General features: G+C 41.8%; 23 protein-coding genes and 1 other RNA gene. 4 read left to right on the forward strand and 20 right to left on the reverse strand.

What is annotated here, in order from left to right:
- Nucleotides 1-84: 84 nt before the first annotated feature.
- Nucleotides 85-1,014: a helix-turn-helix domain-containing protein gene (locus D8836_RS06940; protein ID WP_125393533.1), complete on the forward strand. Its 930-nt coding sequence runs from the start codon at nucleotides 85-87 to the stop codon at nucleotides 1,012-1,014.
- A 49-nt stretch (nucleotides 1,015-1,063) separates the two neighbouring features.
- Here the strand turns inward: D8836_RS06940 and D8836_RS06945 are convergent, their stop codons facing one another.
- The 3 genes from D8836_RS06945 to zapA all read right to left on the reverse strand — a co-directional run bounded on the left by D8836_RS06945 (nucleotide 1,064) and on the right by zapA (nucleotide 4,465).
- Nucleotides 1,064-3,400 carry an endonuclease MutS2 gene (locus D8836_RS06945; protein WP_125393534.1) on the reverse strand — a complete coding sequence of 779 codons (2,337 nt, stop codon included), beginning with the start codon at nucleotides 3,398-3,400 and terminating at the stop codon, nucleotides 1,064-1,066.
- A gap of 217 nt (nucleotides 3,401-3,617) precedes the next feature.
- Entirely contained in the window at nucleotides 3,618-4,166 is a 549-nt protein-coding gene (locus D8836_RS06950) for a CvpA family protein (protein ID WP_084861639.1), read from the reverse strand.
- A complete protein-coding gene (gene zapA, locus D8836_RS06955; RefSeq protein WP_000002022.1) occupies nucleotides 4,163-4,465 on the reverse strand; it encodes a cell division protein ZapA in 303 nt (100 codons plus the stop codon). Before zapA ends, D8836_RS06950 begins: the two co-directional genes overlap by 4 nt.
- Nucleotides 4,466-4,551: 86 nt before the next feature.
- On the opposite strand from zapA, the gene rnhC reads away from it, so the two are divergent.
- From rnhC to recD2, 3 genes are all read left to right on the forward strand, one after another.
- Nucleotides 4,552-5,433, forward strand: a complete 882-nt coding sequence (gene rnhC / locus D8836_RS06960; RefSeq protein ID WP_050314088.1) for a ribonuclease HIII — start codon at nucleotides 4,552-4,554, stop codon at nucleotides 5,431-5,433.
- Nucleotides 5,434-5,436: 3 nt separating this feature from the next.
- Nucleotides 5,437-6,051, forward strand: coding sequence for a signal peptidase I (gene lepB / locus D8836_RS06965; RefSeq protein ID WP_049523793.1), 615 nt, complete (start codon nucleotides 5,437-5,439; stop codon nucleotides 6,049-6,051).
- Between the two features lie 233 nt (nucleotides 6,052-6,284).
- The gene (gene recD2, locus D8836_RS06975; RefSeq protein WP_125393535.1) at nucleotides 6,285-8,651 is read left to right on the forward strand and encodes an SF1B family DNA helicase RecD2; all 2,367 of its coding nucleotides are present in this window, start codon (nucleotides 6,285-6,287) and stop codon (nucleotides 8,649-8,651) included.
- A 153-nt stretch (nucleotides 8,652-8,804) separates the two neighbouring features.
- Here the strand turns inward: recD2 and tig are convergent, their stop codons facing one another.
- The 17 genes from tig to rnpB all read right to left on the reverse strand — a co-directional run bounded on the left by tig (nucleotide 8,805) and on the right by rnpB (nucleotide 26,745).
- Nucleotides 8,805-10,088: a trigger factor gene (gene tig, locus D8836_RS06985; RefSeq protein ID WP_000116486.1), complete on the reverse strand. Its 1,284-nt coding sequence runs from the start codon at nucleotides 10,086-10,088 to the stop codon at nucleotides 8,805-8,807.
- Nucleotides 10,089-10,309: 221 nt separating this feature from the next.
- A complete protein-coding gene (locus D8836_RS06990) occupies nucleotides 10,310-11,554 on the reverse strand; it encodes an N-acetylmuramoyl-L-alanine amidase family protein (protein WP_060627605.1) in 1,245 nt (414 codons plus the stop codon).
- A gap of 89 nt (nucleotides 11,555-11,643) precedes the next feature.
- A complete protein-coding gene (locus D8836_RS06995) occupies nucleotides 11,644-12,834 on the reverse strand; it encodes an N-acetylmuramoyl-L-alanine amidase family protein (protein WP_125393536.1) in 1,191 nt (396 codons plus the stop codon).
- Nucleotides 12,835-12,886: 52 nt separating this feature from the next.
- Nucleotides 12,887-13,774, reverse strand: a complete 888-nt coding sequence (locus D8836_RS07000; protein WP_060627601.1) for a C40 family peptidase — start codon at nucleotides 13,772-13,774, stop codon at nucleotides 12,887-12,889.
- 278 nt (nucleotides 13,775-14,052) lie between these two features.
- A complete protein-coding gene (locus D8836_RS07005; protein WP_084947976.1) occupies nucleotides 14,053-14,685 on the reverse strand; it encodes a response regulator transcription factor in 633 nt (210 codons plus the stop codon).
- 13 nt (nucleotides 14,686-14,698) lie between these two features.
- On the reverse strand, nucleotides 14,699-15,694 hold the full coding sequence (locus D8836_RS07010) for an envelope stress sensor histidine kinase LiaS (RefSeq protein WP_125393537.1): 996 nt from the start codon (nucleotides 15,692-15,694) through the stop codon (nucleotides 14,699-14,701).
- Nucleotides 15,691-16,389 (reverse strand): cell wall-active antibiotics response protein LiaF, encoded by a 699-nt coding sequence (gene liaF / locus D8836_RS07015; protein ID WP_001224643.1) that lies wholly within the window; start codon nucleotides 16,387-16,389, stop codon nucleotides 15,691-15,693. The genes D8836_RS07010 and liaF overlap by 4 nt, the downstream gene beginning before the upstream one ends.
- Nucleotides 16,390-16,464: 75 nt before the next feature.
- On the reverse strand, nucleotides 16,465-17,475 hold the full coding sequence (gene fni / locus D8836_RS07020) for a type 2 isopentenyl-diphosphate Delta-isomerase (RefSeq protein WP_125393538.1): 1,011 nt from the start codon (nucleotides 17,473-17,475) through the stop codon (nucleotides 16,465-16,467).
- On the reverse strand, nucleotides 17,459-18,466 hold the full coding sequence (locus D8836_RS07025; protein WP_125393539.1) for a phosphomevalonate kinase: 1,008 nt from the start codon (nucleotides 18,464-18,466) through the stop codon (nucleotides 17,459-17,461). Before D8836_RS07025 ends, fni begins: the two co-directional genes overlap by 17 nt.
- The gene (mvaD, locus tag D8836_RS07030) at nucleotides 18,453-19,406 is read right to left on the reverse strand and encodes a diphosphomevalonate decarboxylase (RefSeq protein ID WP_125393540.1); all 954 of its coding nucleotides are present in this window, start codon (nucleotides 19,404-19,406) and stop codon (nucleotides 18,453-18,455) included. Before mvaD ends, D8836_RS07025 begins: the two co-directional genes overlap by 14 nt.
- Nucleotides 19,388-20,266: a mevalonate kinase gene (mvk, locus tag D8836_RS07035; RefSeq protein ID WP_125393541.1), complete on the reverse strand. Its 879-nt coding sequence runs from the start codon at nucleotides 20,264-20,266 to the stop codon at nucleotides 19,388-19,390. Before mvk ends, mvaD begins: the two co-directional genes overlap by 19 nt.
- Before the next feature lie 122 nt (nucleotides 20,267-20,388).
- A complete protein-coding gene (cbpF, locus tag D8836_RS07040) occupies nucleotides 20,389-21,393 on the reverse strand; it encodes a choline-binding protein CbpF (RefSeq protein ID WP_125393542.1) in 1,005 nt (334 codons plus the stop codon).
- 98 nt (nucleotides 21,394-21,491) lie between these two features.
- On the reverse strand, nucleotides 21,492-22,181 hold the full coding sequence (locus tag D8836_RS07045) for a response regulator transcription factor (RefSeq protein WP_125393543.1): 690 nt from the start codon (nucleotides 22,179-22,181) through the stop codon (nucleotides 21,492-21,494).
- Nucleotides 22,182-22,192: 11 nt separating this feature from the next.
- Complete coding sequence (gene gndA, locus D8836_RS07050; protein WP_125393544.1) at nucleotides 22,193-23,617, reverse strand: NADP-dependent phosphogluconate dehydrogenase; 1,425 nt, start codon at nucleotides 23,615-23,617, stop codon at nucleotides 22,193-22,195.
- Between the two features lie 75 nt (nucleotides 23,618-23,692).
- A complete protein-coding gene (mapZ, locus tag D8836_RS07055) occupies nucleotides 23,693-25,108 on the reverse strand; it encodes a cell division site-positioning protein MapZ (protein WP_125393545.1) in 1,416 nt (471 codons plus the stop codon).
- Nucleotides 25,109-25,120: 12 nt separating this feature from the next.
- Nucleotides 25,121-26,278: a THUMP domain-containing class I SAM-dependent RNA methyltransferase gene (locus tag D8836_RS07060; protein ID WP_125393546.1), complete on the reverse strand. Its 1,158-nt coding sequence runs from the start codon at nucleotides 26,276-26,278 to the stop codon at nucleotides 25,121-25,123.
- A gap of 85 nt (nucleotides 26,279-26,363) precedes the next feature.
- Nucleotides 26,364-26,745, reverse strand: an RNA gene (gene rnpB, locus D8836_RS07065) — RNase P RNA component class B.
- Nucleotides 26,746-26,758: the final 13 nt, after the last annotated feature.

Raw genomic sequence — 26,758 nt, forward strand, 5'->3', positions numbered from 1 at the left:
ACTATAATTACTTTTTTCTTAAAATTAACTTAAAAACTGGTAGAATTATGATAGAATTGAAAAAAGGACTTGAGGAGATTTAGGATGCAAGATGAAAGTGTGTATGGATTAGTCTATAAGGCTATTCGTGAGGAGAGAGGATTTACACAAAAGGAAGCTGCTGGGACTACAGTGACTCCACATTTTTTACGTCAGTTTGAGCAAGGGAAATCTCGAATAACCATTCAAAAATTTGAAGAGATTCTTTCTAATATTGGAATTGATAAAGAGACCTTTGATAGTCTCAAAACGCAGATGTTTCCAACGGAATTTCATAAATTACAGGCTCAGGTTGCTGATTTGGCCTATAAGCGTGAATTTAAAAAGATCATTAGCTTGATTAATCAACCCTTGGAAAATCCTGGGATCGCTGAACACTACGTGATTGCCAATCGTGTAGTCAATAAATTTGCTATCGCAAACATCATCGGCGATTCTTTTCTGACTCCAAAAGATTATCAAGAACTAGAATATATCAAGAACTATCTCAGTGAATTGGACGATTGGAATAAAATTGAGGTCAATATCTTTTCATCTATCCTTCCTCACTTTTCAATCGAATTTTTAGATTACAGGCTCTACCACTTATTAGATACTTTAAAAGAACAGACTGAATACCATTCAATCCGTACTGCTGACTACTATATTGCCTGCTTAAGAACTGCTATCAAGCATTACTCTGTTAATGGCTACTATGATAAAGCTGAAAATCTAGCGTTAAAGACCCTGGAAGTGATTAATACTTTCCCTCTACTGAGTACCAAGATGACAGAGATGATTAGCATTTCCATGGAACGGGCTAATAATTTTCTCAGAAAAGACGATGTCAGAGGTCTAGAACTTGCTAAGCATATCTTTGCCAGTCTTGATAACTTTGAAAAAATCTATCCAAATCAACTTCTGACTCGAATGAGAGAGGACTTCTTTGTTACTGTCACACAACTCAATCACACTAGACAGCCTTTAGATATCTAGTCTAGAAATCAAAAAAGCTTGAGGAACCACATATTTCCTCAGGCTTTTCTTATCCTTTAAAGGTGACAATAGTCGCGCCACTGCCTCCAGCATTTTGTGGGGCATAGCCGAAACTCTTGACATGTTTGTTTCTTTGTAGATATTTTGTCACTCCTTCACGGATGACACCTGTTCCAATACCATGGATGATATCGACTTGGGCCATATTGTTAAGCAGGGCTTGGTCGATAAAGGCATCTAGCTCATTCATAGCTTCTTCATAACGTTTGCCTCGAAGGTCCAGTCTGGCTTGTGGGCCACGACCAGAAGTTCGTTTCACGACATTGACCTGTTTCTTCTTGACTTGCTTTTCTTGCTGGGCTTGAACAAGGTCAAACTCTTTTTCTTCCAAGGTCATCTTAATCAAGCCAACTTGGGCTTCCCAGCGACCATCCTTGAGTTGACTGGTCAAGGTACCACGCTGACCGTAACTGAGCACCACGATATCATCTCCCACCTTTGGAGCTCGTTTTTTCTTGGCCTTTTGAAGGACCTTGTTTTTAGACAAATCTACTTTTTCAGGAGCTAATTTTTTCAGCTTGGCCTTGGCTTCAATGATTTCGTGGGGTTTAAGTTGAGATTTGCTGTGGAGATTTTTGAGAATCTGGTCACTCTCACTTAGAGCCATGTCCACAATCTCAGCAGCCTGTTCACGCGCCTTATTAAGCTCAGTTTCCTTTTCACGATTGAGCTCGTTGTAAAGTTTTTTGAGAGCACGGTTCATCTTGAGATTTTCTTGCTCCACCTCACGGATATTGTCCAAGCGTTTGCGACTCTCTAGCGTCTGCTCTTCCAGTTGCTCAATGATACGATTGACATCATTGTCCTGATCAACCTGCTGACTGGCATCCCCTACGATAACTTCAGATAGACCTAAACGTTTAGCAATTTCAAAAGCATTGCTTCGGCCAGGAACACCCTGCATAAAGCGATAGGTCGGGCGAAGAGTCGCAGTATCAAACTCCATGCTGGCATTTTGCACAAAGGCTGTCTCAATACCGTAGGCCTTTAGTTCCGGATAGTGGGTCGTCGCCATAGTCTTGACTTGACGCAGGCGAAGGTCCTCCAGAATAGCCATGGCAAGGGCGGCTCCCTCTTGAGGATCGGTACCAGCCCCCAACTCATCCAAGAGCAAGAGCGAATGCTGGTTGACCTTACCAAGAATATCCACAATATTGGTCATGTGGCTAGAGAAGGTCGACAAGCTCTGTTCAATAGACTGTTCATCGCCAATATCGGCAAAGATTTCTTCAAAAATACCAACACGACTTCCCTTATCTGCTAAAATCGGCAAACCAGACTGAGCCATAACCTGCGTCAATCCCAGAGTTTTAAGCATGATGGTCTTCCCACCTGTATTGGGACCTGTAATGACAATGGCTGTTAAATCTTGACCAAAATGGACATCATTTGCAACGGCATTTTTGACCAAAGGATGGCAGACATGGAGCAGTTGAATCTCTTGATTTTCTGACAGCTGAGGTACGACTGCTTGCCTTTCTTGGATAAAGCGGACCTTGGCACGAATCAAGTCCAGATGGCCGACAATCCAAGCATCATTGGCAATCTCAGCCGCATGAGGGCGGACACGCTCAGAAATTTCTTGGAGAATGCGAAGCATTTCATAGCGCTCATCTGCTCGTAAACTGGCAATTTCTTCGCTCAGTTTGACCACCTCACGGGGTTCGATATAGACGGTGTTTCCGCTGGCAGAAATATCATGAACAACACCTGCAATCTTATTACGGTAGGTATTTTTGACTGGTAAAACCTGACGACCATTTCTGCTGGCAACAATCGCTTCCGTCAACATCTGCGCTTTCTGCTTGAGCAGGTCTTGTAAAACATCGCGTACCTGACTCTCGCTATCATGGATTTTTCGACGGATGCGCGCCAATTCTTCACTGGCAAAATTTTCAATGAAACCTGCATCATTAAAGGCTTGGAGATTTCCTTGTAATTGTGGAAAATCATGTAATTTCTCAAACCAAAGGGCTAATTCTTCCAAGCTGACATTTTCCAGATTGGCATAAAAACTTTGCAGTTCTCTGCTAGAAAGAAGCACGCGCTTCAAGAGGAGGAACTCCTCGATATTGAGATCTGCCCCCATCTCCAACCGCTTGCAGACTCCTGCGATTTCCTTGGTTGCAAGAATGGTAAAATGCGGTTGCTCGACGAAAAGAGCCTGCATTTCCTTCATCTCAGCAAAAGCCTGTTTAATTTTATCTGCTTTGGCAGTCGGAGCCAGCTGTCTCAATTGCTCCAAGCCCTGCTCGGTCAACAAATGAGGTTCAAACAAGGCCTTGATCTTATTGAACTCTAATGTTTCTAATATTTTCTTATTCATCTTTATTTCCTTGTCTTTGAATGTCTAGGTGTGGTATACCCAATGAAAATCAAAGAGCAAACTAGAAAGCTAGCCGCAGGTTGCTCAAAACAGTGTTTTGAGGTTGCAGATGGAAGCTGACGTGGTTTGAAGAGATTTTCGAAGAGTATTAGCTTTTTACATTCTGATAAATTCTAGTCAATCTGTAAACAAAGGGCTAGGAAATTTCCTGCCCTTTTTATCCGATTAAATTTGTCACCCAAATTTGTTTGAGCCAACTAGTTGTTACCGGTATGCTCTGGATGATGTGTTTTGCGACGATACTCTTTTCAAGAGGATTTTGTATAGCTGCCATGGGGATGGTCGCCAAGATTGTCAAGGCCATTTGCAAGACAAATAAGGTCACCAACATGGACAAGATCCCTGCTGAAACTTGGAACAACTTGCCACCCAGTTTTTTACTAGGAATCAAGTGTAAGAGGAGACCAAGCAAACGACCAATGCTATAGACAATCCCAAATACAAGCAAGTAGCCGATCCCTGCGTAAAAGACCTTATCCAACTGAAAGAGTTGATCCGATGGGAAAAAGAAAGTTCCCTGACCTTCCTGCGGATTTGCATAAGGGACCAACAAATGAAATTGTTCTCCAAGCCCCTTATAAAACTGGCCAGCCACAAAAGCCGAAGCCATGGCTGAAATCAGGTAATAAACCTGTAAGAGCAGGCCTCTCCGATAGCCGATATAAAATCCCCAAGCCAAGACCAATAGAAGAAGGAGTGAAATCATAAGGAATCCTCAATCTTGCTCTGTTCTTGCTTGCAAGTCACAAGCTTGTGACGGAGTTCTTCTAGCTCTTGCTCCTTATCATCAAATTCAATCTCACGGCTGAGTTGAGTTGACAAACAGTTGACTGCCAACAAAAGAGCGATTGTTTCATCATCTGCACTAGGCATTTGTTCTTTAATTGCTTGATATTTTTCTGTCGCAACCTTAGCGATTTCCTCCATAAAAAGGTTATCATGCTCGGTTGTCAAGGTTAATGATTTTTTCCCGAATGTAAATTTGAATCGATTTAGATTTGCCATAAAATTCACCTCACGATATTATACCAAAATTCGCTAATTTTGTCAGTTTTTACAAATTTGTCTGCTTTTATGGTACAATAGAAACCATGGCAAGTATAACACTCACACCAAGCGAAAAGGAGATTCAGGCTTTTCTTGAACACTATCAAACCAGTCTGGCTCCCAGTAAAAACCCCTATATTCGCTATTTTTTGAAACTGCCTCAAGCAACCGTTTCTATCTATACTTCTGGAAAGGTCTTGCTTCAGGGTGAAGGAGCTGAGAAATATGCTAGTTTCTTTGGCTATCAAGTTGTAGAGGAAAACAGGGGACAAAATTTCCCTTTAATTGGGACAGATGAGGTGGGAAATGGTTCCTACTTTGGTGGGCTTGCAGTTGTGGCTTCCTTTGTCACACCTGACCAGCATGCCTTCTTGCGAAAACTCGGTGTGGGAGATTCTAAGACTCTTACCGACCAAAAGATCCGTCAGATTGCCCCTATCCTCAAGGAAAAAATCCAGCACCAGGCACTGCTTCTCTCACCAAGCAAGTACAACGAGGTCATCGGAGACCGCTACAACGCTGTTTCTGTTAAGGTAGCCCTCCATAACCAGGCTATCTATCTCCTTCTTCAAAAAGGACTTCAGCCTGAGAAAATTGTGATTGATGCCTTTACTAGTGCTAAAAATTATGACAAGTACTTGGCACAAGAGGCCAATCGTTTCAGCAATCCTATCAGCTTAGAAGAAAAGGCTGAGGGCAAATACTTGGCTGTCGCAGTTTCTTCTATCATTGCGCGTGATTTCTTTCTAGAAAATCTTGAAAATCTGGGACGGGAGCTGGGCTATCAACTTCCAAGTGGAGCTGGAACGGCTTCTGATAAGGTGGCTAGCCAGATTTTGCAAGCCTATGGAATGCAGGGACTCAATTTCTGCGCCAAACTGCACTTTAAAAATACTGAAAAAGCGAAAAAACGCTTAGAAAGGTAAGTTATGAATTCATTTAAACATTTCTTAAAAGAGTGGGGATTGTTCCTCCTGATTCTGTCATTACTAGCTTTAAGTCGTATCTTTTTTTGGAGCAATGTCCGCGTAGAAGGACATTCCATGGATCCAACTCTAGCGGATGGAGAAATCCTCTTTGTTGTCAAACATCTCCCTATTGACCGATTTGATATCGTGGTAGCCCATGAGGAAGATGGTAATAAGGACATTGTCAAACGTGTCATCGGAATGCCTGGCGATACCATCCGTTACGAAAATGATAAACTTTACATCAATGACAAAGAGACAGATGAACCTTACCTAGCTGACTATATCAAACGCTTCAAGGATGACAAACTCCAAAGCACTTACTCAGGCAAGGGCTTTGAAGGAAATAAAGGAACTTTCTTTAGAAGTATCGCTCAAAAAGCCCAAGCCTTCACAGTTGATGTCAATTACAACACCAACTTTAGCTTTACTGTCCCAGAAGGAGAATACCTTCTCCTCGGAGATGACCGCTTGGTTTCGAGCGACAGCCGCCACGTAGGTACCTTCAAAGCAAAAGATATCACAGGGGAAGCTAAATTCCGCTTCTGGCCAATCACCCGTATCGGAACATTTTAAGAAACCTAAGAGGCCGAGAATCAAGAATCTCAGCCTCTTCTTCTATCGTGAGAAGTGATTATTCACTATCCAGTTTGATTAAGATAGAAACAAAGTTATACTCAATGAAAATCAAAGAGCAAACTAGGAAGCTAGCCGCAGGCTGTACTTGAGTACGGCAAGGCGAAGCTGACGTGGTTTGAATTTGATTTTCGAAGAGTATTAACTCTCACCTATTTATGCAAAGGAATCTTATGGAAGTTTATTTTTCAGGAACCATTGAACGGATTATTTTTGAAAATCCCAGCAATTTTTATCGCATCCTTCTCCTAGAAATCGACGATACGGACGCAGAGGATTTTGATGATTTTGAAATTATTGTCACCGGTACCATGGCTGACGTGATTGAGGGAGAAGACTATACTTTTTGGGGACAAATTGTCCAGCACTCCAAGTATGGGGAACAACTGCAAATCAGTCGTTATGAAAGAGCAAAACCAACTAGCAAGGGCTTGGTCAAGTACTTTTCAAGTAGCCATTTCAAGGGAATTGGTCTCAAGACAGCTCAGAAAATCGTGGATACCTATGGCGACAATACCATTGACGAAATTCTGCAACACCCAGAAAAGTTAGAAGGCATTGCAGGACTATCTGCAAAAAATCGCGAGGCTTTCGTCTCCACTCTCCGTCTCAACTACGGAACCGAGATGGTTTTGGCCAAACTTGCCAACTACGGCATTCCCAACAAACTAGCCTTCCAGATTCAAGATTTTTACAAGGAAGAAACCCTTGATGTTGTTGAAAATTATCCCTACCAGCTGGTCGAGGATATCAAGGGTTTGGGATTTACTATTGCTGACCAATTAGCGGAAGAACTTGGCATAGAAAGTCAGGCTCCTGAACGCTTCCGAGCCGGTCTAGTTCATAGTCTTTTTCAGGCCTGTATGGAAACAGGGGACACCTATGTTGAAGCACGGGATTTGCTAGAACAAACCCTTACTCTCCTTGAGTCTTCCCGTCCCGTGGAACTGGACCCCAGCCAAGTAGCTCAAGAACTCTCCTACCTGATCGAAGAAGACAAGGTCCAGCAGATTGATACCAAGATTTTTGACAACAGCCTCTTCTTCGCTGAGGAAGGCATCCGCAGTCACTTGGCTCGTATCCTTGAAAAAGGAAAACAGAAGAGCCAGGATTTAGAAACCATTCAAAAACATATCGCTACTGTCGAAGAAGATCTGGAGATTGAGTATGATAACATTCAAAAACAGGCGATCTGCGACGCTATCCAGAACAAGGTCTTTATTCTAACAGGTGGACCTGGTACTGGTAAGACAACTGTTATCAATGGTATCATCGCTGTTTATGCCCTTTTAGAAGGACTTGACCTCAGGAAAAAAAGCAACTTGCCGATTCTTCTTGCCGCTCCAACCGGACGAGCCGCTCGGCGCATGAATGAATTGACAGGTTTGCCAAGCGCTACCATACACCGTCATTTAGGAATGACAGGTGACGATGATACCAGTCATCTGGAAGATTATCTGGATGCTGACTTTATCATCGTGGATGAATTCTCCATGGTGGATACTTGGCTGGCCAATCAACTCTTCTCCAACATCTCTTCTAACAGTAAAATCCTCATCGTGGGAGACAGCGATCAGCTACCGTCTGTCAGTCCTGGACAAGTTCTAGCGGATCTGCTTCATATTCCTTTGATTCCTCAGACTCGCTTGGAAAAAATTTATCGGCAAAGCGAAGAATCAACCATCGTTACCCTGGCTAGTCAGATTCGACAGGGCATCCTGCCAGCTGATTTCACCCAGAAAAAAGCAGACCGTTCCTACTTTGAAATTGCTAGCGGACATATTCCTGCTACTATTGAGAAAATCTTAGGCGCTGCCCTCAGAAGTGGTATTCCTGCACGTGATATTCAGGTTCTGGCTCCCATGTACCGAGGGACTGCAGGGATTGATGCTATCAATCAGCTCATGCAAGACCTCCTGAACCCACCACAAAAAGACCAACTCAGTTTTGAAGCTCCCCAGTGCCACTATCGTAAGGGAGATAAGGTCATTCACTTGGTCAACGATGCTGAAATCAATGTCTTTAATGGGGATTTAGGAGCCATCACAGACCTGATTCCGAGTAAATACACCGAGTCGAAACAAGACGAGATTGTCATTGATTTTGATGGCAACGAAGTCTCTTACCCACGTAACGAATGGTACAAGATTCGCTTGGCCTATGCCATGAGTATTCATAAATCTCAGGGAAGTGAGTTCCCAGTTGTCATCCTGCCTATCACCAGTGCTAGCAGGCGTATGCTGGAGAGAAACCTCATCTACACAGCCATTACACGTGCCAAAAGCAAGCTTATCTTACTAGGTGAATTACAGGCCTTCGACTATGCTACCCAGCACATCGGAACTGCCCGAAAAACCTATCTGATTGAACGCTTCAGTGATCTATTGGAAAATGTCGAAGATAATAAACCAGCTGTCTCTGAAACTACCACATCAACTGCCCCTGAACAATCCTACATCCTAACCGAAGAAAACTGGGATAGCATCCCAGCCATGATTGGGATTACAGACGCAGATCTCAAAGAGATTTTTGGAAAATAGTACACAAGAAAACCCACCAATTCAGGTGGGATTTTTGTTTATGAATACTCAATGAAAATCAAAGAGCAAACTAGGAAGCTAGCCGCAAGCTGTACTTGAGTACGGTAAGGCGACGCTGACGTGGTTTGAATTTGATTTTCGAAGAGTATAAGATTATTTAACTGTTGCTGTGCTTGTAATCAATTCAACAGCTTTTTTGATTGTGATATCATGTTTCAACATATCAGCTGAAAGCAAGCTTTGTACTTGTGCCACTTCCATGTTGTAGTCTGCCGCCAATTGCTCGATTTCTTTTTGGATTTCTTCTTCTGAAGCGTCAAATCCTTCAGCTTTCGCAACTGCTTCGATAACAAGGTTAGTCTTCGTACGTGACTCAGCTTCTGCTTGGTATTGATTATGAAGGTCTTCTTGAGTAGTTCCAGTGATTTGGAAGTACATGTCAGGGTTGATACCTTGACGTTGCAAGTTTCCAAGGAATTCATTAACTGAACGGTGAACTTCTTCGTGGATCATTTCTTCTGGAAGTTCTACGATTTCAGCATTTTCTACAGCTTTATCAATTGCTGCACCTTCAACGGCATCTTTGTATGCTTCTTCTTTAGCAGCAGCCAATTCCTTGCGGTATTTTTCTTTCAATTCAGCAAGTGTTTCAACTTCTTCATCGATGTCTTTTGCAAGCTCATCGTCAAGAGCTGGAACTTCTTTAGCTTTTACTTCGTGGATAGTTGTCACGAATTTAGCTTCTTTACCTGCAAGGTCTTCTGCTTGGTAGTCTTCTGGGAATGTTACGATAACATCAACAGTTTCACCAGCTGAGTGACCTACCAATTGGTCTTCGAAACCAGGGATGAATTGACCTGAACCAAGTCCAAGTGAGAAGTTTTCACCTTTTCCGCCATCAAATTCAACACCATCGATAGAACCAACGAAGTCGATGACAACAGTGTCGCCGTTTTCAGCAGCAGCTTCTTTGATAACCAATTCAGCCAAGTTGTTGCGTTCGCGTTCGATACGCTCTTCAACGTCAGCGTCAGTTACTTCTTTTTCAACATCTACTGATACTTCAAGGTTTTTATAGTCACCCAATTTTACTTCAGGTTTTGTAACGACTTCAGCAGTGATAACCCAGTCTTGACCTTTTTCCATTGAAGTTACGTCAATTTTTGGTTGAGCAACCACTTCAAGACCAGCTTCTTTTACAGCTGCTTCATAAGCATTTGGCAAAAGAGCGTTCATAACGTCTTGGTAAAGTGACTCTTCACCAAATTTTTTGTCGAAGATAGGACGTGGAAGGTGACCTTTACGGAAACCTGGAACATTAAGAGATTTCTTCACTGAGTTGAAGACACGATCCAATTCTGGTTTGATTTGGTCTTGAGAGATAGTGAAAGTCAAGACACCACGGTTTGTTTCTTTGTTTTCAAATGATACAGACATTCTGTCATTTCTCCTTAAAATTTTTTAAATACAGTCTATTATAACATAAATGGGCGACTTTTTTCAAGTAATGAATGCGCTTTTCAATCCTGCTGGAAGTATGGTTTCTTCTTAATTTTCTTTAGAATTCAAATATAATCTTATAAAAGGTATTCAGTAGTGGCTGATTACAGTTAAAAAACGAATCGCCCATACATCCCTCATTAGGCGATTCGTTTTTCTTATTTAACCACAACCACTTTGTAATATTCGTTTGAGTGTGGAGATTCAATCTTAATTTTTTGACCATAGAAACCATCGATTTCTTTGTCAAGATAATCTCTAACTCCTGATGGCAAGCGTTTCATCTTAAGAATCTCACCGGATTGATCCGCATAGGCTAGAATGTGATAGTGAGTAGTGGTTGCTCCATCATCAATCAGTACAAAGTAACCTGTTTTAAGCTTACCTTGTTCATTTTCTAAATAGTATAGTTTATTGTTATTGATTGTGAAGTAAGTAGACGGAAGTCTAAGTCGTACACCTGGGTCTTCTAGATAAAGATCATTGCCAACTTTTTTGATTTCTGATCTAGTTGTCATCTCTGGAAGTGGTAATACTCTACGACCATCTGCTCCAAAGTAATATCGACCTGGCAGATTTTGGAAATTACGAATAACAGCTTTAGGATCAATTTCTTGTCCTTTTTCTTTATTATCCACTAAAGCTAAGGTTATATTTGCAACATGATCCCCATATTTGTCGGAAAACTTCTTGAACTCAGGTTTGACATACCAAGTGTTTTTAGCCACTATAACATCAGTAAATTTATTCCCATCATATTTTGCTTTAATCAGATATTCATATCCATCGCCTAAACGAACAATATCATCATGTTTATAAGGGCTATCTTGTAAAGTGAACATATGTCCATCCTTGCTGAGAATATAGCCTGTTCCATCACTAGAATTTACAACTCTATCAGAGGCCATTGCACCTGATTGTTCAAAATAATACCAATCACCATTTATGCACTCCCAACCTGTCATCATAGAACCACTAAAATGAAGATAGTACCATGTGTTGCCTTCTTTGTACCAGCCAGTACGCATAGCGCCACTATTAGCTAATGAGTACCAGGTGTTACCTTCCTTATACCAGCCAGTGCGCATGGCACCACTATTTGCGAGTGAGTACCAGGTATTGCCTTCCTTGTACCAGCCTGTGCGCATAGCACCACTATCTGCTAGTGAATACCAAGTATTGCCTTCTTTGAGCCAGCCTGTCTGCATTTTACCAGTGCTGTCAAAATGATACCATGAGCCAGCATTTTGTACCCATTTGTTTTTAGCGAGACTGCCATCTTGAGAAAGATTCCAGTCAGCACCATTTTTAACCCAAGTATCTGCAGCCTGTGCTTGGTTGATAGATAAAAGCAGACCAGCACCTATAAGCAAACCAAGAGTGAATAGTTTAGATTTTTTCATAGTTATTTCCTCCTGTTCTATAGTGAAATGAACATGACTTCCTAGTAAACAAAACTGTTCGCTTTTTTCTTTTTACTATGTCAGATAGTTTATTTCACAACAGAAACATTTCCTGTTGAACTGTCATATCTAACAGTTTCTCCATAAAAACCGGAAATTCCTTTTTCAATATAATCACGGAAATCATTAGGCAAAACTTTCATCTTCACGATTTCACCAGATTCATCTGCATAGCCCAAAATATGGTGATCTTTAGATAATAATCCGTCCATAAACATTGTAAAATATCCAGTTACAAGTTTACCATTATCATCATTGGCACCTCTTAGATAAAGTTTATTGTCATTAATTGTCAATCCAGATGAATCTAGACTAATAACTGGACTTGAGTTTTTAAGATAAAGTTCAGACCCAACTTTTTGAATAGGGAAGTGAGTAGTGAATTCTGGTAGATTCGCAACCTTACGTCCATCTGCTCCAAAGTAATACTTATTTGGTAAGTTTTGGAAATTCTTTATGACAGCTTTAGGATCAATTTCTTCCCCTGGTTTTTTATTATCAGTAATGGCATCTAAAGTATTTCGTTTTATATCGCCAATCTTTTGATAAGAAAAACGTTCAACAATAGGTTTGATATACCAGGCATTCTTTTCGATAACAACTCCATCTTTCTTATGAACAAGGTGATAGTCATAACCATCAGACAAAGTAACGATATCTGTAATAACTGTATCATCAAAAGGATCTTGTTCAACCTGACTAGGGAGTTTGGTTAACATATAACCATCCTTACCAATGACATAACTTTCCCCATCGCTTGCTGGAACAGCTCTATCTGCTACCATAGCACCTGATTTTTCAAAGTAAGACCATTGACCATTTGCAGTTGCCCATCCTGTTGCCATAGCGCCACTGCCTTTGAGGTAGTACCAAGTAGACCCTTCTTTGTACCAACCAGTACGCATAGCCCCACTATTTGCGAGTGAGTACCATGTATTGCCTTCCTTGTACCAGCCAGTACGCATAGCCCCACTGTCTGCGAGCGAATACCATGTATTGCCTTCCTTGTACCAGCCTGTCTGCATTTTACCAGAACCGTCAAAGTGGTACCAAGAGCCAGCATTTTGCACCCATTTGTTTTTAGCTAGACTGCCATCTTGAGAAAGATTCCAGTCAGAACCATTTTTTACCCATGTATCTGCAGCCTGTGCTTGGTTGATAGATAAAAGTAGGCCAGCACCTGCAAGCAAACCAAGTGTAAGTAGTTTAGATTTTTTCATAGCCGTTTCCTCCAATTAGTAACAAATTATTTATGACATTTAAGTTTTATTGTTACCAAACTCGTCTAGCTCCGTCAATAGATCCAATGTATTCATTGTTAGTTATGTTTACAAATTTTCTTACATAATTTGCGTGAACCACTTGGTTACCGCCAATATTAATTCCCACATGTTCAAGATTATTAAAGAAAATTAAATCTCCAGGTTTTTCATTACCAGTTACATCAATTCCTTGCTTAAATTGAGATCTAGTATCAGTTCCTAAGTAAATGTCAAAGTTTTTATATATGGCATGTGTAAATCCTGAGCAATCTACACCCTTATTCAAGTCTGCCCAACCCCCAACATATGGGATTTTATCTACAAATGTCTCTGCATACTCAGCAATTGCCTGACCTTTATTTTCTACGCAAACACCGTTAGATCTGAAGAAATAAGGTTTCCCATTAACTCTATTATAATCAGTTAGCATGGAACCGTCATTTGAAAGATAGTACCAATTACCATCTGGGTTAATCCACTCATTTGATTTCATCCAACCTTGATCATCAAAATAATACCATTTCTTATCTAAGAATTCCCAATGTTTAGCATACCCACCTGAAGTATATTTGAACCACCAGCGACCATCTGTTATCATCCAGGTTCCTTTATCATCTCTATTTTGATTAAATGCTATTTTTTCTTGATCGCCTTCTACTTGCGTTAATTCTCTAGGAGAAAATCCTACCAACTTAACTTGTTCTGCATCTTCAACCTTAATTTTACCTTCTTTAACAAGTTGATCAATTGCTTCTTTCTCGCTTGTATACTGTGAAGTTGTTTGTGATGTAGTCACTTTAGTGGTAGACGTTGTAGTTTCTGCATTAACTACATAAGTAGTTGATAACAAAGCTCCTGAAGTAAGTAATAAAGCTGCATAAGTAATATATTTTTTCATGACAAAAATCCTTTCTTCAAAATTCCTTAACGCTCTAGTGACCTTATTTTGATAATTTACGGAGACATACCTGTAACCTCCTTTTGGATTTTATATATCATTTTTATATTTAATATATTGTTTTATCTTTTTATAACTCTATTCTACTCCCCTATAAAATGAATGTCAACAAATAACATAAAAATATTGTGAAAAAAATATTTTATCACGCTAAAGGTACTTACTCGCTTCTTTAATACTAAGTTCAGCCATTTATCCAACATTATTTTATATAACTACTAAAACTCCTCATGCCCCACCAAGTAGTGCTGAAAGGCATAGACTGCAGCCTGGGTACGGTCGCTGACTTCAAGTTTGGCAAGAATGTTAGACACGTGAGTCTTGACCGTCTTGAGAGAGATAAAAAGTTCATCAGCGATGCGCTGATTTTCATATCCCTTGGCAATCAGTTGGAGAACATCTCGCTCACGCGCAGTCAGGTCCTCATGTAGTTCTATGTGATTGCGGTGGTATTCGACCTTCTTGCTGACCTCTTGTTCAATAGCCAGCTCGCCAGCAGCCACCTTACGGACAGCATGGAGCAATTCATCTGCACTTGAAGTCTTAAGCATATAGCCTTTGGCACCAGCATTCAAGACCGGCATGATTTTTTCATTGTCCAAGTAAGAGGTCACAATCAAAATCTTGGCATCAGGCCATTCTTTAAGGATAGCTAAGGTCGCGTCAATCCCATTCATCTCAGGCATGACAATATCCATGACAATGACATCTGGACGCAATTCCAAGGCCAAGTCAATGCCTTGAGAACCGTTTGCCGCCTCCCCCACAACTTCTACATCGTCTTGGAGATCAAAATAGCTTTTCAAGCCTAATCGGACCATTTCATGGTCATCTACCAGTAAAATTCTCATCTTTACTCCTTTATCATTCCTTATCGAGCAAGGGAATACGGATATCAACTGCTAATCCTTGCTTGGGGGCTGTTAATAACTGAACCGTCCCTGCCATATCTTCGACTCGCTCCTTGATATTGCGAAGTCCATAACTCAAGTCGTCAAAACTCCCCAGCTGGAAACCAATCCCATTGTCCACCACCTTCATCTGCAATTCAAGATCCGTCTGATAGAGATAAACATCCAGACAAGAGGCCTGGGCATGGCGAAGGGTATTGCTGATTAGTTCCTGCAAAATGCGGAAAATATGCTCCTCGATTTTCTTAGGCAATTTCGTCACATTTTGCTTGAGACTGACCTTGAGATCACTCTTGTCCTCTAGCTCTTTTAAGAGAATTTGGATTCCCTCAACCAGACTCCTCTGCTCCAGTTCAACTGGTCTCAAATGCAGGAGCAAGACTCTCAAGTCCTTCTGAGCCGTTTCTAAAATGGCTGTGACACTCTGCAACTGGGTCTGCATTTTTTCTCTATCCAGTTTCAAAGCCTGCTGGCTAACACCTGATAAAATCATGTGGGCCGCAAACAACTCCTGACTGACTGTATCGTGCAAATCCCGAGCAATCCGCTTCCGTTCCTTCTCTATGATTTCCTCTTCCCTAGAAAGGCTGTTATTTTCAGCCTTTTGAAGAGCTTCTGTCAAAAGATTAAGTTTACCTGACAAGGACTTGAAACTGGCATCCAAATCTGGATCTGCAACTTGAACCACTTCTTGCCCTGCCAACAAACGCTTGAGATTAGTCTGCATTTTTCTTAGAGAAAGCTCTTCGATACCTCTCCAAAACAGGGCTAAGAGAAAGGTCAGGGACATGCTGAATACCAACAACAAAAAGACAAATTTTTCTGTTTTTTCGACATCATGCAAGAAAATAGACCAGTCAAAGTCAAGGATGTCCAGCAAGCTGTGGGACAGAAATAAGACAAACAGGATGGAGGTGAGAGCAATCATTACATAGGCTTGTTTTTTCATCCTCTAACCACCTCAACATCGCCAATCATAGTGGTTAAGAAAATCTTGACACTCTTGTTACTCTTGAGATAGTCTCTTGTTTCTTGATGATAGTGTTCATTGCGAAGGGCTCGCTTGGGCTGATTGAAAAAATTCAAATCACCATAAAGACAGTTAACACTGAGACTGACTTCCACATCTACAGGCACAATGATTTTGGTCGTTCCTACCATCTTTCTGAGGATAATGACATTGTCATGATTGGTTAGAATCACCCTCTCCAGATGAATGGTGTCCTTGCCCATGAGACGAAAGAGATTGATATCATCAAACTGGCAAGTTTGGTAGCTTGAAAAATGATGGAGATTCCCAAACCAACGATTTTTCTCCTTCTTAACTGTCACCACCTCTTCAAAAACCAAATTGGTCTGCTCTTTTTCCTGGTTCATCATTGGATAAAGAAGAAAGAGGCTATAGATAACCGCAACAAAAATAGCTAGAATCACAAAAGGATTGAGCATGACGATGAAAAAGAAGAGAATGCTTGCCACCACTAAAAGAAGGTTATTCCCCTCTTTACCAGTGTAATAGCGAATCAAAAGCAAAAAGAGAAAAAGTATCAGCAGAAAACGCGAAAAATGCTCTGAAACCATCAAAATCAGAGCTCCTGTCAAAAGACAGGCTTCGATAAATAAAAAGATTTTAAATTTTCTCATAGGTGCATCCTCTCCCTCTATTTTATCACAACTCAAAAAAGTCACCTCGGTCTGAAGATGGAAAAAAGGCGGTGATTACGCCTTTTTCATCTGATCATTTGCTTCTTTTAGTTTGCCGTAAAGAAGATAGTCTACTTTTTGCAGATCTGCTATGGTGGCACAATTAAGGGCACACATAATCAAACGCAGATCGTTTTTCCAGCCTTGGACAATGCCAATCACTTCTTCAACTGTGTAGGTTTCAACCAATTCCAGAACTGTTCGAGACAGTCCTACAGCTTTGGCGCCAAAAATCAGGCACTTAATCATATCCAGTGGATTCCGAACCCCTCCACTGACCAAGAGTTGGACCTTGTCTTTCCAGTCTTGGGCATTGAGAAGGGCCTGCATGGTAGACTGACCCCATTGATTGAGGTAGTCACGTTGACCACTGCGACGGTTTTCAATATAAGCAAAGCTGGTACCACCACGACCTGACAGGTCAAAGGTTCGAACGCCCAATTCATAGGCTCTTTCGATGGTCTTCACATCCATCCCAAAGCCGACTTCCTTTAAGACAATAGGAACGGGGATTTGCTTGCTATAGTCTGCTAGATGCGATTGCCAGTTTCTGAACTTTCTTTCTCCCTCGGGCATGAGCAACTCCTGCATAACATTGACATGCACCTGCAGGAGAAGAGGATTCATCTCTTCTACAGTCCGAAGTCCCAACTCAACAGGCTTGTCTAATCCAATATTGGTTCCAAGAAGGAGATTTGGATGATCATACTTGACAGAAAATGAGTCATCTGTAGGATCCTTGAGGGCTGCGCTATAAGAACCTGTCACAAACAAAATACCACAGGCTTCCGCCACTTGAGCCAGCTTTTGATTTATTTCTCTTCCCTTATCGCTTCCACCTGTCATGGCATTGATATAAAAAGGAAAATCCCACTTTCGACCAGCAAACTCTGTCGAAAGATCAATCTCATCCAGGTCATAAATAGGCAAGGAAGAATGAATCAACTCCACCTCATCAAAGCTATTATAGGAACTTTTCTGCTCAAGGGCATAGCGGATATGCTCGTCCTTACGATTTGTCGTCATGTCCTATCCTTTCTTGGTATAAGAGCTCAATCCCCAGATCGGCCCAACGGTTTTTTAGGGTTTCAGTTGATTGCTCATCAAAACTCAAGGCAATACCACAATCACCACCACCAGCGCCGCTACTCTTAGCAACAGCTTGCAAATCTTGACTGGCCTCTTTCAGCTGTCTAAGCGAAGGCGTGTAAATATCTGCGCTCAAGCCTTCTAAGAGCTTACTGGCTACTTCTACTTGCTCGATAATTTTTTCTGATTCCCCATGCTCCAAGGCTTCTACCAAAGAAACCACCGTTTCTTTTGAGGAACTTAAAAAATTCTGATTGATATTTTGCTTGATTTGTTGAACCATATCACTAGATACAGCCACTTCCTTGGTCCATCCCACTAGGAAATCACATTCTAGGGCTGGTTGCACTTGTGAAATTGAAAATCCCCAATCACGCTCTAAAACTGTCGACAAATTTTCTTCTTTCAACCAAGCTGCTACCTTCTGGCGATCAAATGACTGGTAAAGAACCAATTCCTCTGCCACAATACAGGCAAGGTCTCCCATAGAACCATTGTCTCCTCGCTTGAGCAAGATAGCGCTAGCAAGCTTGAATAAGAGCTCCTGATCGACTGAAACATCATACAGAGCCAGCAGTGCCTTGATAACTAAGACAACAACACTGCCACTAGAGCCTAGACCAAACTTTTTCCCTTCTCTTTCCATTTTTCCTCGGATTTCCAAAGAAAAAGGTCGCAAGGTCTGACCACGATAAACGAGGAAATCTTCCACTAAGGCAATCGTTTCTTGAATCAAGCTATAATCAGGATTTGGCGTTAAATCCACTGCGAAATCAAACATATCCGAATAAATACGGTAACTATCAGAAAAAGCAATCTCGCCCTTCATATAGATGGGAATAGCCTTTATCAAGGCCAACTGCCCTGGTTCTAGAACAGCATATTCGCCTGCCCAATAGAGTTTTCCGCAAGTTTTAACAGCAATCATCTTGGCTCAAATCCTTTGTTTTTGACACAATCAAGCGATAACGTTGACCGAAGATTTCTGATAAATGCTCCAAGTCTTTCTCCTGACAGAGGACCTTGACATTGGGACCAGCATCCATAGTAAAGTAGCAGGCTTCCCCTTGCTCACGAAGCTGGCGAACAAAGTCCATGGCTTCATAGCTTGCATCGGTCAGATAAGAAAAGGCTGGTGATGCTGTTTTGGTCGTAGCGTGCATAGCCAGGGCATTTTCCTCCGTTAACTCCCCAACATTGGCAAAGTCATTTTCCTTGAGATAGACCAGCATATCCTGATAGTCTTTCTCAGACTGACGGACCCAGTCATCAAAGGTCGTCGATGTTTCCACACAAAGTTTCATCCCATCACGACTAGAGATTGGTTTTTTCTTGTCTTCTAGCACCAACATAATCATAGCTAGTTTCAAGTCTGTCTCTACAGGGTAAATTTCCCCACTATCCTTATCCCAAGCACCTAGTGGTCCATAAAAACTCCTAGAGGAAGATCCTGAGGCAAACTTAGCCTCCTGTGCCAACTGACTTCTATCCAAACTAAGCTGAAAATAAGCATTACAAGCTTTGACCAAGGCAGACAAACCACTAGAACTTGAGGACAGGCCCGCTGCCGTAGGCATATTGTTTTGAGTATCGATACGGACAAATCCTTCTCCAGCTGGACGGTAGCGGTCAATAATCTTGCTCATCTTGGCATGCTCCGCCTCATTTTGTAGCTGACCATTAATATAAAAGGCATCAGCTGTTGCATCCGTCGGTAGAGATGACAAAGTCGTCTCCGTGTACATATTTTCCAAAGTTAGAGAAATACTGCTCGTAGCAGGCACCATCTCTTTTTCTTTTTTCTTTCCCCAATATTTGATAATAGCAATATTTGCGTAGGAACGTACTGTTACAGGCTCTCTATCCATGTCTGAACAGCTCCTTTCTCTTCTAATCTTTCTGCTAGTTCTTGTGCGTGTGTCAAATTGTCTGCCAAGGCTATGATACAGCCTCCAAGCCCACCACCACTCATCTTGGCACCCAGAGCACCATGGTTAAGAGCCGTTTCTACCAGATGGTCTGCCTCAGGGCTACTAACACCAATTTCTTTTAGATGTAAATGCGCTTGACTGAGGATTTGCCCCAGCCCTTCAGTATCTTTTCGTGAAATCGCATCCTCTGCCTGATGAGTCAATTCTCCCAAGGCATGCAAAAACGGCAGGGCATCCTTGCCCTTACTTTGAACCACTTGGATGGCTTCACGAGTGTGACCATAAACACCTGTATCAGCAATCACCAAATATGCGGATAAATCCATCTCAAGCTCTGTAAATCCTACGTTCTTAATAAAGCGAATAGGCTGGTCACTGAGACAGGTCTTGGCATCCAAACCACTTGGATTCATATGAGCAATCATCTCAGCCCGATTGACCAAGATTTCTAATACATCATGAGGCAGTTCTGCCTCATAGTAGTCAAAAACCGCACGAATAGCCGCTATGCTGATAGCAGCTGACGAACCCATTCCCCGTTTTTCAGGGATAGCCGAGTCAATCTCACAGCGAATGCAGGCTTCCTTGATATTTAGATGTTCAAGTGAAGCATACACCGCCATGGACAAGGTATCCTCCTCATAGAGGCGCCAAGGTCTGTCAGCAGGAACTACCTTACAAGTCACCTCCACCTCCAAAAGAGGCAGGGAAATGGCCGGATAACCGTAAACGACCGCATGCTCCCCTATTAAAATAATCTTACTATGTGCCTGACCGACACCAACTTTTTTTGTCATATTTTCCTTTTGCTAGACGAAAAAGCCGTCTCATTTTTTCATACAAGTGTTTATTCTTTCCTATCTATTTTATTACATTTTCACAAAAAAAGCGATTGTTTCCTTCACAATCGCCTCTTTCATTATTGAATCCATTCGCCATTATAGTTGACGTAGTAGCCATCTACAGTGGTATTCACTGCTAAAGCACCTGAGCTATAAGCATAGTACCATTTCCCTCCGACCTGGAACCAACCTGTCTTCATATCTCCATTACTTGCATTTAGGTAGTACCAAGTTGAACCATCTTGATACCAACCAGTTGCCATAGCTCCTGATGAACGGAGATAGTACCACTTGTTACCGAGGTATTGCCAGCCCGTTTTCATATCACCATTTTCAGCATCTAAATAATACCAAGTTGAGCCTTCCTGATACCAGCCAGTTGCCATGGCTCCTGATGAACGGAGGTAGTACCACTTGTTGCCAAGGTATTGCCAGCCCGTTTGCATTGCAGCAGTTGTTGGATCTAGATAGTACCAAGTTGAGTTATCATTGGTCCAACCACGCACTAGCTCCCCAACCGTCAAACTGTCGATACGAGCATCAAAGCCACTATCCTTCTGTAAATAATACCAATGTCCTTCGTCAGAAATCCAACCAGTTTTTAAAGTATGATAACTACGTTGATCTTCAAAATAATAGACTCGTTTCTCTGCTGAACTATCATATTGTTCCCCATGATGTTTGTTGGTATTTGTAGCAGTTTTTGCCTCTAAAACTTGCTTGCCAACAAATTCTTGAAGAACCCCATCTTGGTTAAAGTAGTACCATTGTGGCATTGGCATAGATTCTAATCTTAAACCATTTGGGTAAGGACCAATTGTACTACCTTTAGATGGAAACGGGATATATTGCCAGCCGACAACCATTTCTCCTGATACATGATCAAAATAATAGGTCTTGCCATCAATCACTCGCCAGTAGGTTTCTTTGAGGTCCCCCTTCTTGTAGTAGGTTCTACCATTTTCTTGGACAAATTGCCAGCCTTCTGAATCAGCATCATCCGCCAATACTGCACTTGTTGCTAGCAAACCGAAGAAAAAGACTGCTAATGCGATTGGCATCAATTTTTTTATTATTTTCATTAGACCTATCCTCCATAGCTGATTATAGCAAAGACCCAATTGTATGTCAATATATAGAAAACCCCCAAAAAAAGCAGTTACATAACTGCAACTGCTTTCTATTCTTGCATGGTGTAACCAACACCACGTACTGTTTTAATGTAGCTTTTTTGACCTTTTACATCAAGCTTGCTACGTAGATAACGGATATAGACATCCACGATATTCGTTTCGGTCGCACTTTCATACTTCCAGACACTTTCCAACAACTGCTCACGAGTCAGAACTTTCTTGCTTCCCATAAGAGTGGCCAAAAGGTCATACTCACGCCGCGTCAGAGCAATCATCTCCTCGCCACGATAAACGGTATGATGTTCTACATCCATACGCAGATTACGGTAAGACGTTGGAACCTTCATCTGACTACAGTGTTGGTCGATGAAGTCCCTACCTCGGAAAATCGCTGAAATACGAGCCACCAAATTGTCAATAATAACCGGCTTATAGATGTAAGAAACGGCAAAGCGTTGGATCGTCTCAATCTGATCTTGCAATTCTTCACGATGGTCCAAAACCATGATGACTGAGGCTGGCTTAGTCCGACTCAGCTTGTCTGCAAAATCCTGGGCTGTCATATCCCCCAGATGAGCATTCAATAAAATCAAGTCATAGTCTGTCTGAAGAGCCATGGAGAGGGCCTTTTGCCTCTCCTCAACCTGATCAACTCGGTATTGCTCTTTTTGGAGTTCCAAACTTAAAAAATGAGCTAGATTTCGTTCTTTCTCAAGTAATAAAATCCGTTTCCCCATGGCAGACCTACTTATTTTTCGTCATACCAAGAGTAGTGGAAGGTTCCTTCTTTGTCTTTACGTTGGTAAGTGTGGGCACCAAAGTAGTCACGTTGCGCTTGGATCAAGTTAGCTGGAAGGTCAGCTGAACGGTAGCTATCAAAGTAAGTAATAGCTGCTGAGAAAGTTGGCACTGGCACACCAGCTTGAACAGCAAGAGCTACGATATCACGCACTGCTTGTTGGTACTTAGCAGTAACATCCAAGAAGTACTCATCCAAAAGAAGGTTAGCAAGGTTTGCATCACGGTTGTAAGCATCTGTAATCTTTTGCAAGAAACGAGAACGGATGATACAGCCATCACGCCAGATAGATGCGATATCTGCAAATGGCAAATTCCAGTTGTTTTCTTTAGAAGCTACACGCAATTGCGCAAAACCTTGTGCGTATGAAATGATTTTTGAGAAGTAAAGGGCTTGACGGATCTTTTCAATCAACTCAGCCTTGTCTCCTTCAAATTTGAAGTCAGCTGGTTTTGGAAGAACCTTGCTAGCATGCACACGTTCTTCTTTGTAAGTTGAAATATAACGTGCAAATACTGACTCAGTGATGAGTGACAATGGCACACCAAGGTCAAGTGATGATTGACTAGTCCATTTACCAGTTCCCTTGTTACCTGCAGCATCAAGGATGTAGTCTACGATTGGTCCATCTTGGCCTTCATCGTCTTTACGGCTCAAGATATCAGCTGTGATTTCGATCAAGTAGCTGTCCAATTCACCCTTGTTCCACTCAGTAAAGATTTCAGCCATATCTTCTGCAGAAAGGCCTAACAAGTGTTGCATCAAGTCATAACTCTCTGCGATCAATTGCATATCACCATACTCGATACCGTTGTGAACCATTTTCACATAGTGACCAGCTCCATCAGGACCGATGTAAGTCACACATGGTTTGCCATCTTCTGGTGCTTTAGCTGAGATTTCTTCAAGAACATCCGCAACCAATTCGTAGGCCTCTTTTTGTCCACCAGGCATGATAGAAGGACCTTCAAGGGCACCTTTTTCACCACCAGAAACCCCAGTACCGATAAAGTTGATACCTGAGTTTGCCAATTCTTCATTACGACGGATTGTATCTTTGTAGAAAGTGTTTCCACCATCAATCAAGATATCACCCTTGTCAAGGTGTGGAAGAAGGGCTTGGATAGTAGCATCTGTACCAGGTCCAGCTTGAACCATGAGCATGATACGACGAGGTTTTTCGATTGAGTTCACAAAACTTTCCACGTCATAGCTTGGCACAAAGTTCTTTTCAGGATGGCAAGCAATTACATCTTCAGTTTTTTCTTTACTACGGTTGTAAATAGCAACTGTGTAACCACGAGATTCAATATTAAGGGCAAGGTTACGACCCATTACGGCCATACCAACAACACCAAAGTTAGCTTTTGTCATTTGACACTCCTCTTGTTTAATTTGTTTTATTTTATCATTTTTACTTTTGAAAAGAAAGAATTTTGTAACGACTGCTTAGTAGTCCAAAGCATCTGCATGTCCAGAACCATTTCCAACAAAGTATCCTGTCTTACAGTTAAGGGTAAAGAGATAGGTTCCATCTGGCTTGTAGAGGTTGTAATAACCATTGCCATTAACGATATTAACACGTTCAAGGATATATTGGTTACCAGTGATATAACCACGTGAACGTGAAGTCGCTAGAATTTGTTCTAAGACACCATCCGCGAAATCCCAGGCAGAATTATTGCTATCATCAATAGCAGATTGATTGTAGGCAACACGACTAGCACTTCTTTGAACAGAAACACCCGCACTTGATAGACCCATATTGACTTCACTATGAGAACTTCTAGTTTCATTTGATGCCGTATTTGAACTACTTGGTTTTGTCTCACTAGTCGTATTTTCACTTGCTTGGCGAGAACTTGAGCTGCTAGTTTCACTTGAACTTGAGCTTGAAGCACTTGTTTGCTGGCTCTTACCAAGGCTGATAGCCTTATCTAGAACTTTATCAAGTTCTGTATTTCCAGTTTTAATATCCGTAAATTTAGCATCCGATTTGGCTTTGGCATTGGTATCCAAAACACCATCAACAATAGCTGGTTTTTCAAATTGTGCATTGACATCTTGAATGGCCTTGATTTGAGTTGCTAGACTATCATACTTCGATTTGGCAAGGGTATGTTCGCGACTACCTTCTAGCTTATCAAGCAAAGTTTTAAGTTGGCTCAGTTTATCAAACTGGCTATTTTTCAAAGCCGTTTTGTTGCTATCTGTATAGAAGGCATCGTATTGACTATTGAAATCTTCTAAAATCGGCTGAATATTCTGCTCACTAGACGATGATTGAGAAGTTTGGATTTCCTTGGTCGAACGAGCCACTTGACGATAGACATAATAAGCACTGACACAGATAACCACTGATACGAGCGCCAAAGCGGTCAAAACAAAACCTTTTTTACTTTTCTTTTCTGGGTCCTCTTGATCCAGACGAGAAAGTTTTTTCTCCTCTTCCACTTCCCCAGTCATTTCTGCTGAATTTTCATCCTCTAGCACTATAGGATCCCAGCCTTTATCCTCATCATCCAAAGGCAATGGGGGTAAGATAGCTTCAGAAGATGGAACTTCCTCTGAAGAGGCTTCCGACTCCTCTACAGCTTCACGCACTTCTTGGATTAAATCGTCCAGACTTTGAGTTTCGATTAACTCCTCTTTTTTGTATTGGCGAGTCGCAAACTTATCTGCTTCGATTTCATCTTTGTGTTGCTTGACATACTTGTCCAAAATGGAATCTTCAGGCAAGACTCCTGCTTCCACTTCTTCATTTTTACGAATCGCTTGACCAACTGTTAACTCTTTTGCTTCATCAAAATCAAATTGCGCTTCTTGATGTTCTGCTTTATGACGATTCCGTCTTTTCTTACTCATGAGTTTTCCTTCCTACTTTACTTCCTGACGTTTAACACGTTGACCAAAATATTGATACAAATCAACTTTTAAAGTTCCGTTGTACAACTTCCGTTTCTTATCCGCCTGACTACCGTACTTGGTCTCAAAGGCTTCATCACTGGTTAAGATAAACTTGCTCCACGTTTTCAGCGGTGCAAATACTTGACCCATCTCAGCATAAAGCTTGGTAACCCCTGCATCATCTGACAAGCGTTCCCCATAAGGCGGGTTAGAGATAATCACTCCATTGATTTTATCAGAACGCAAATCCTGCACGCGCATCTGCTTAAAGGTAATATCTCCTGCAACCCCTGCTGCCTGAGCATTGACCTTAGCAATTTCCACCATGCGAGCATCGATATCACAGCCCATGATATCTAGCTCAAGCTCACGATCCACTTTCTTAGCTGCTTCAGTACGAACTTCTTGGATCAAGCGATCGCTAATCCAGTTCCATTCCTCAAAAGCAAAGGAGCGACGAAGACCAGGAGCCATCTTTCTAGCAATCATAACTGCCTCGATACAGAAAGTTCCTGAACCACAGGTCGGATCAATCAAGGGTTTGTCTGGATACCAGTTAGAGAGTTGCAAAATAGCTGCTGCCATGTTTTCCTTGATAGGAGCCCCACCTTTTTCGGTACGATAGCCACGTTTAAAGAGGCTAGTCCCTGTCGTATCAATCATGACAGTTACTACATCTTTGAGAATAGAAACCTCAATCTTAAACTCTGGGCCATTCTCCATCAGAGGAATACCTTCTGGGCGGGCGTAGTGTTTCTGCAATTTCTTGACAACGGCCTTCTTTGAAATAGCCTGAACACTGGGTTCATTGTGTAATTTAGATTTCACACATTTAGCTTTTGAAATTGGGAACCGAGCTCCAAGCGGTAAATAATTTTCCCAATCTAAGGCGAAAACTCCTTGAAAGAGCTCCTCAAAAGTCTTAGCTGGAAAAGTTCCTACGATAATCTTGATACGGTCTGCTGCCCGAAGCCAGAGGTTGGTTTCGATAATGGCTCTCACGTCTCCTTGAAAACGAACACGTCCATTTTCAACCTGACAATCGTAGCCCAACTCTCGCACCTCACGACCAACGACAGCCTCAAGACCCGCTGCAGCAGTAGCGATTAAATTAAATTCTTTTTTCATGTTACAGTCTTATAAGACCTTTCTATATGTCCACTTTAAAAAATGAGGTTGAGAAAGTTTTCTCAGCCCCAACCTATATGCAATTTTCTATAAGCCATGTTTTGTTCCAGAAGTGACTAGGACCACTTCCTTCGATAATCATCTGTCTACCACTAACAGCTTACAGCTGGTAGCAGTCAGAGTACTACGTTCGTTTCCGTGTACTCCATGCCCCGACCGAAATTTGGGTTGCTAGCTTGAGGGGTTTACCGCGTTCCACTCTCTCTGTTTCCAGAAAGACTCCGTCACTGTGGCACTTTCAAGCCTACTCTGGCCTATCCAAGGACTTAGCCATTTCGACTGCCGTAACGATCTCTCGTCCCTAGGCTTATGGATTCGCCTAGCACAAACACTACAGGCATCACAGCCTGTGCTAGCATGGACTTTCCTCATGAAAAGAAATTCTCCTCACGCGATTATCCAAAAATTGCACTTTTCAAA

The organism is Streptococcus mitis, from assembly GCF_003942995.1.
GTDB classification, from domain to species: domain Bacteria; phylum Bacillota; class Bacilli; order Lactobacillales; family Streptococcaceae; genus Streptococcus; species Streptococcus mitis_CV.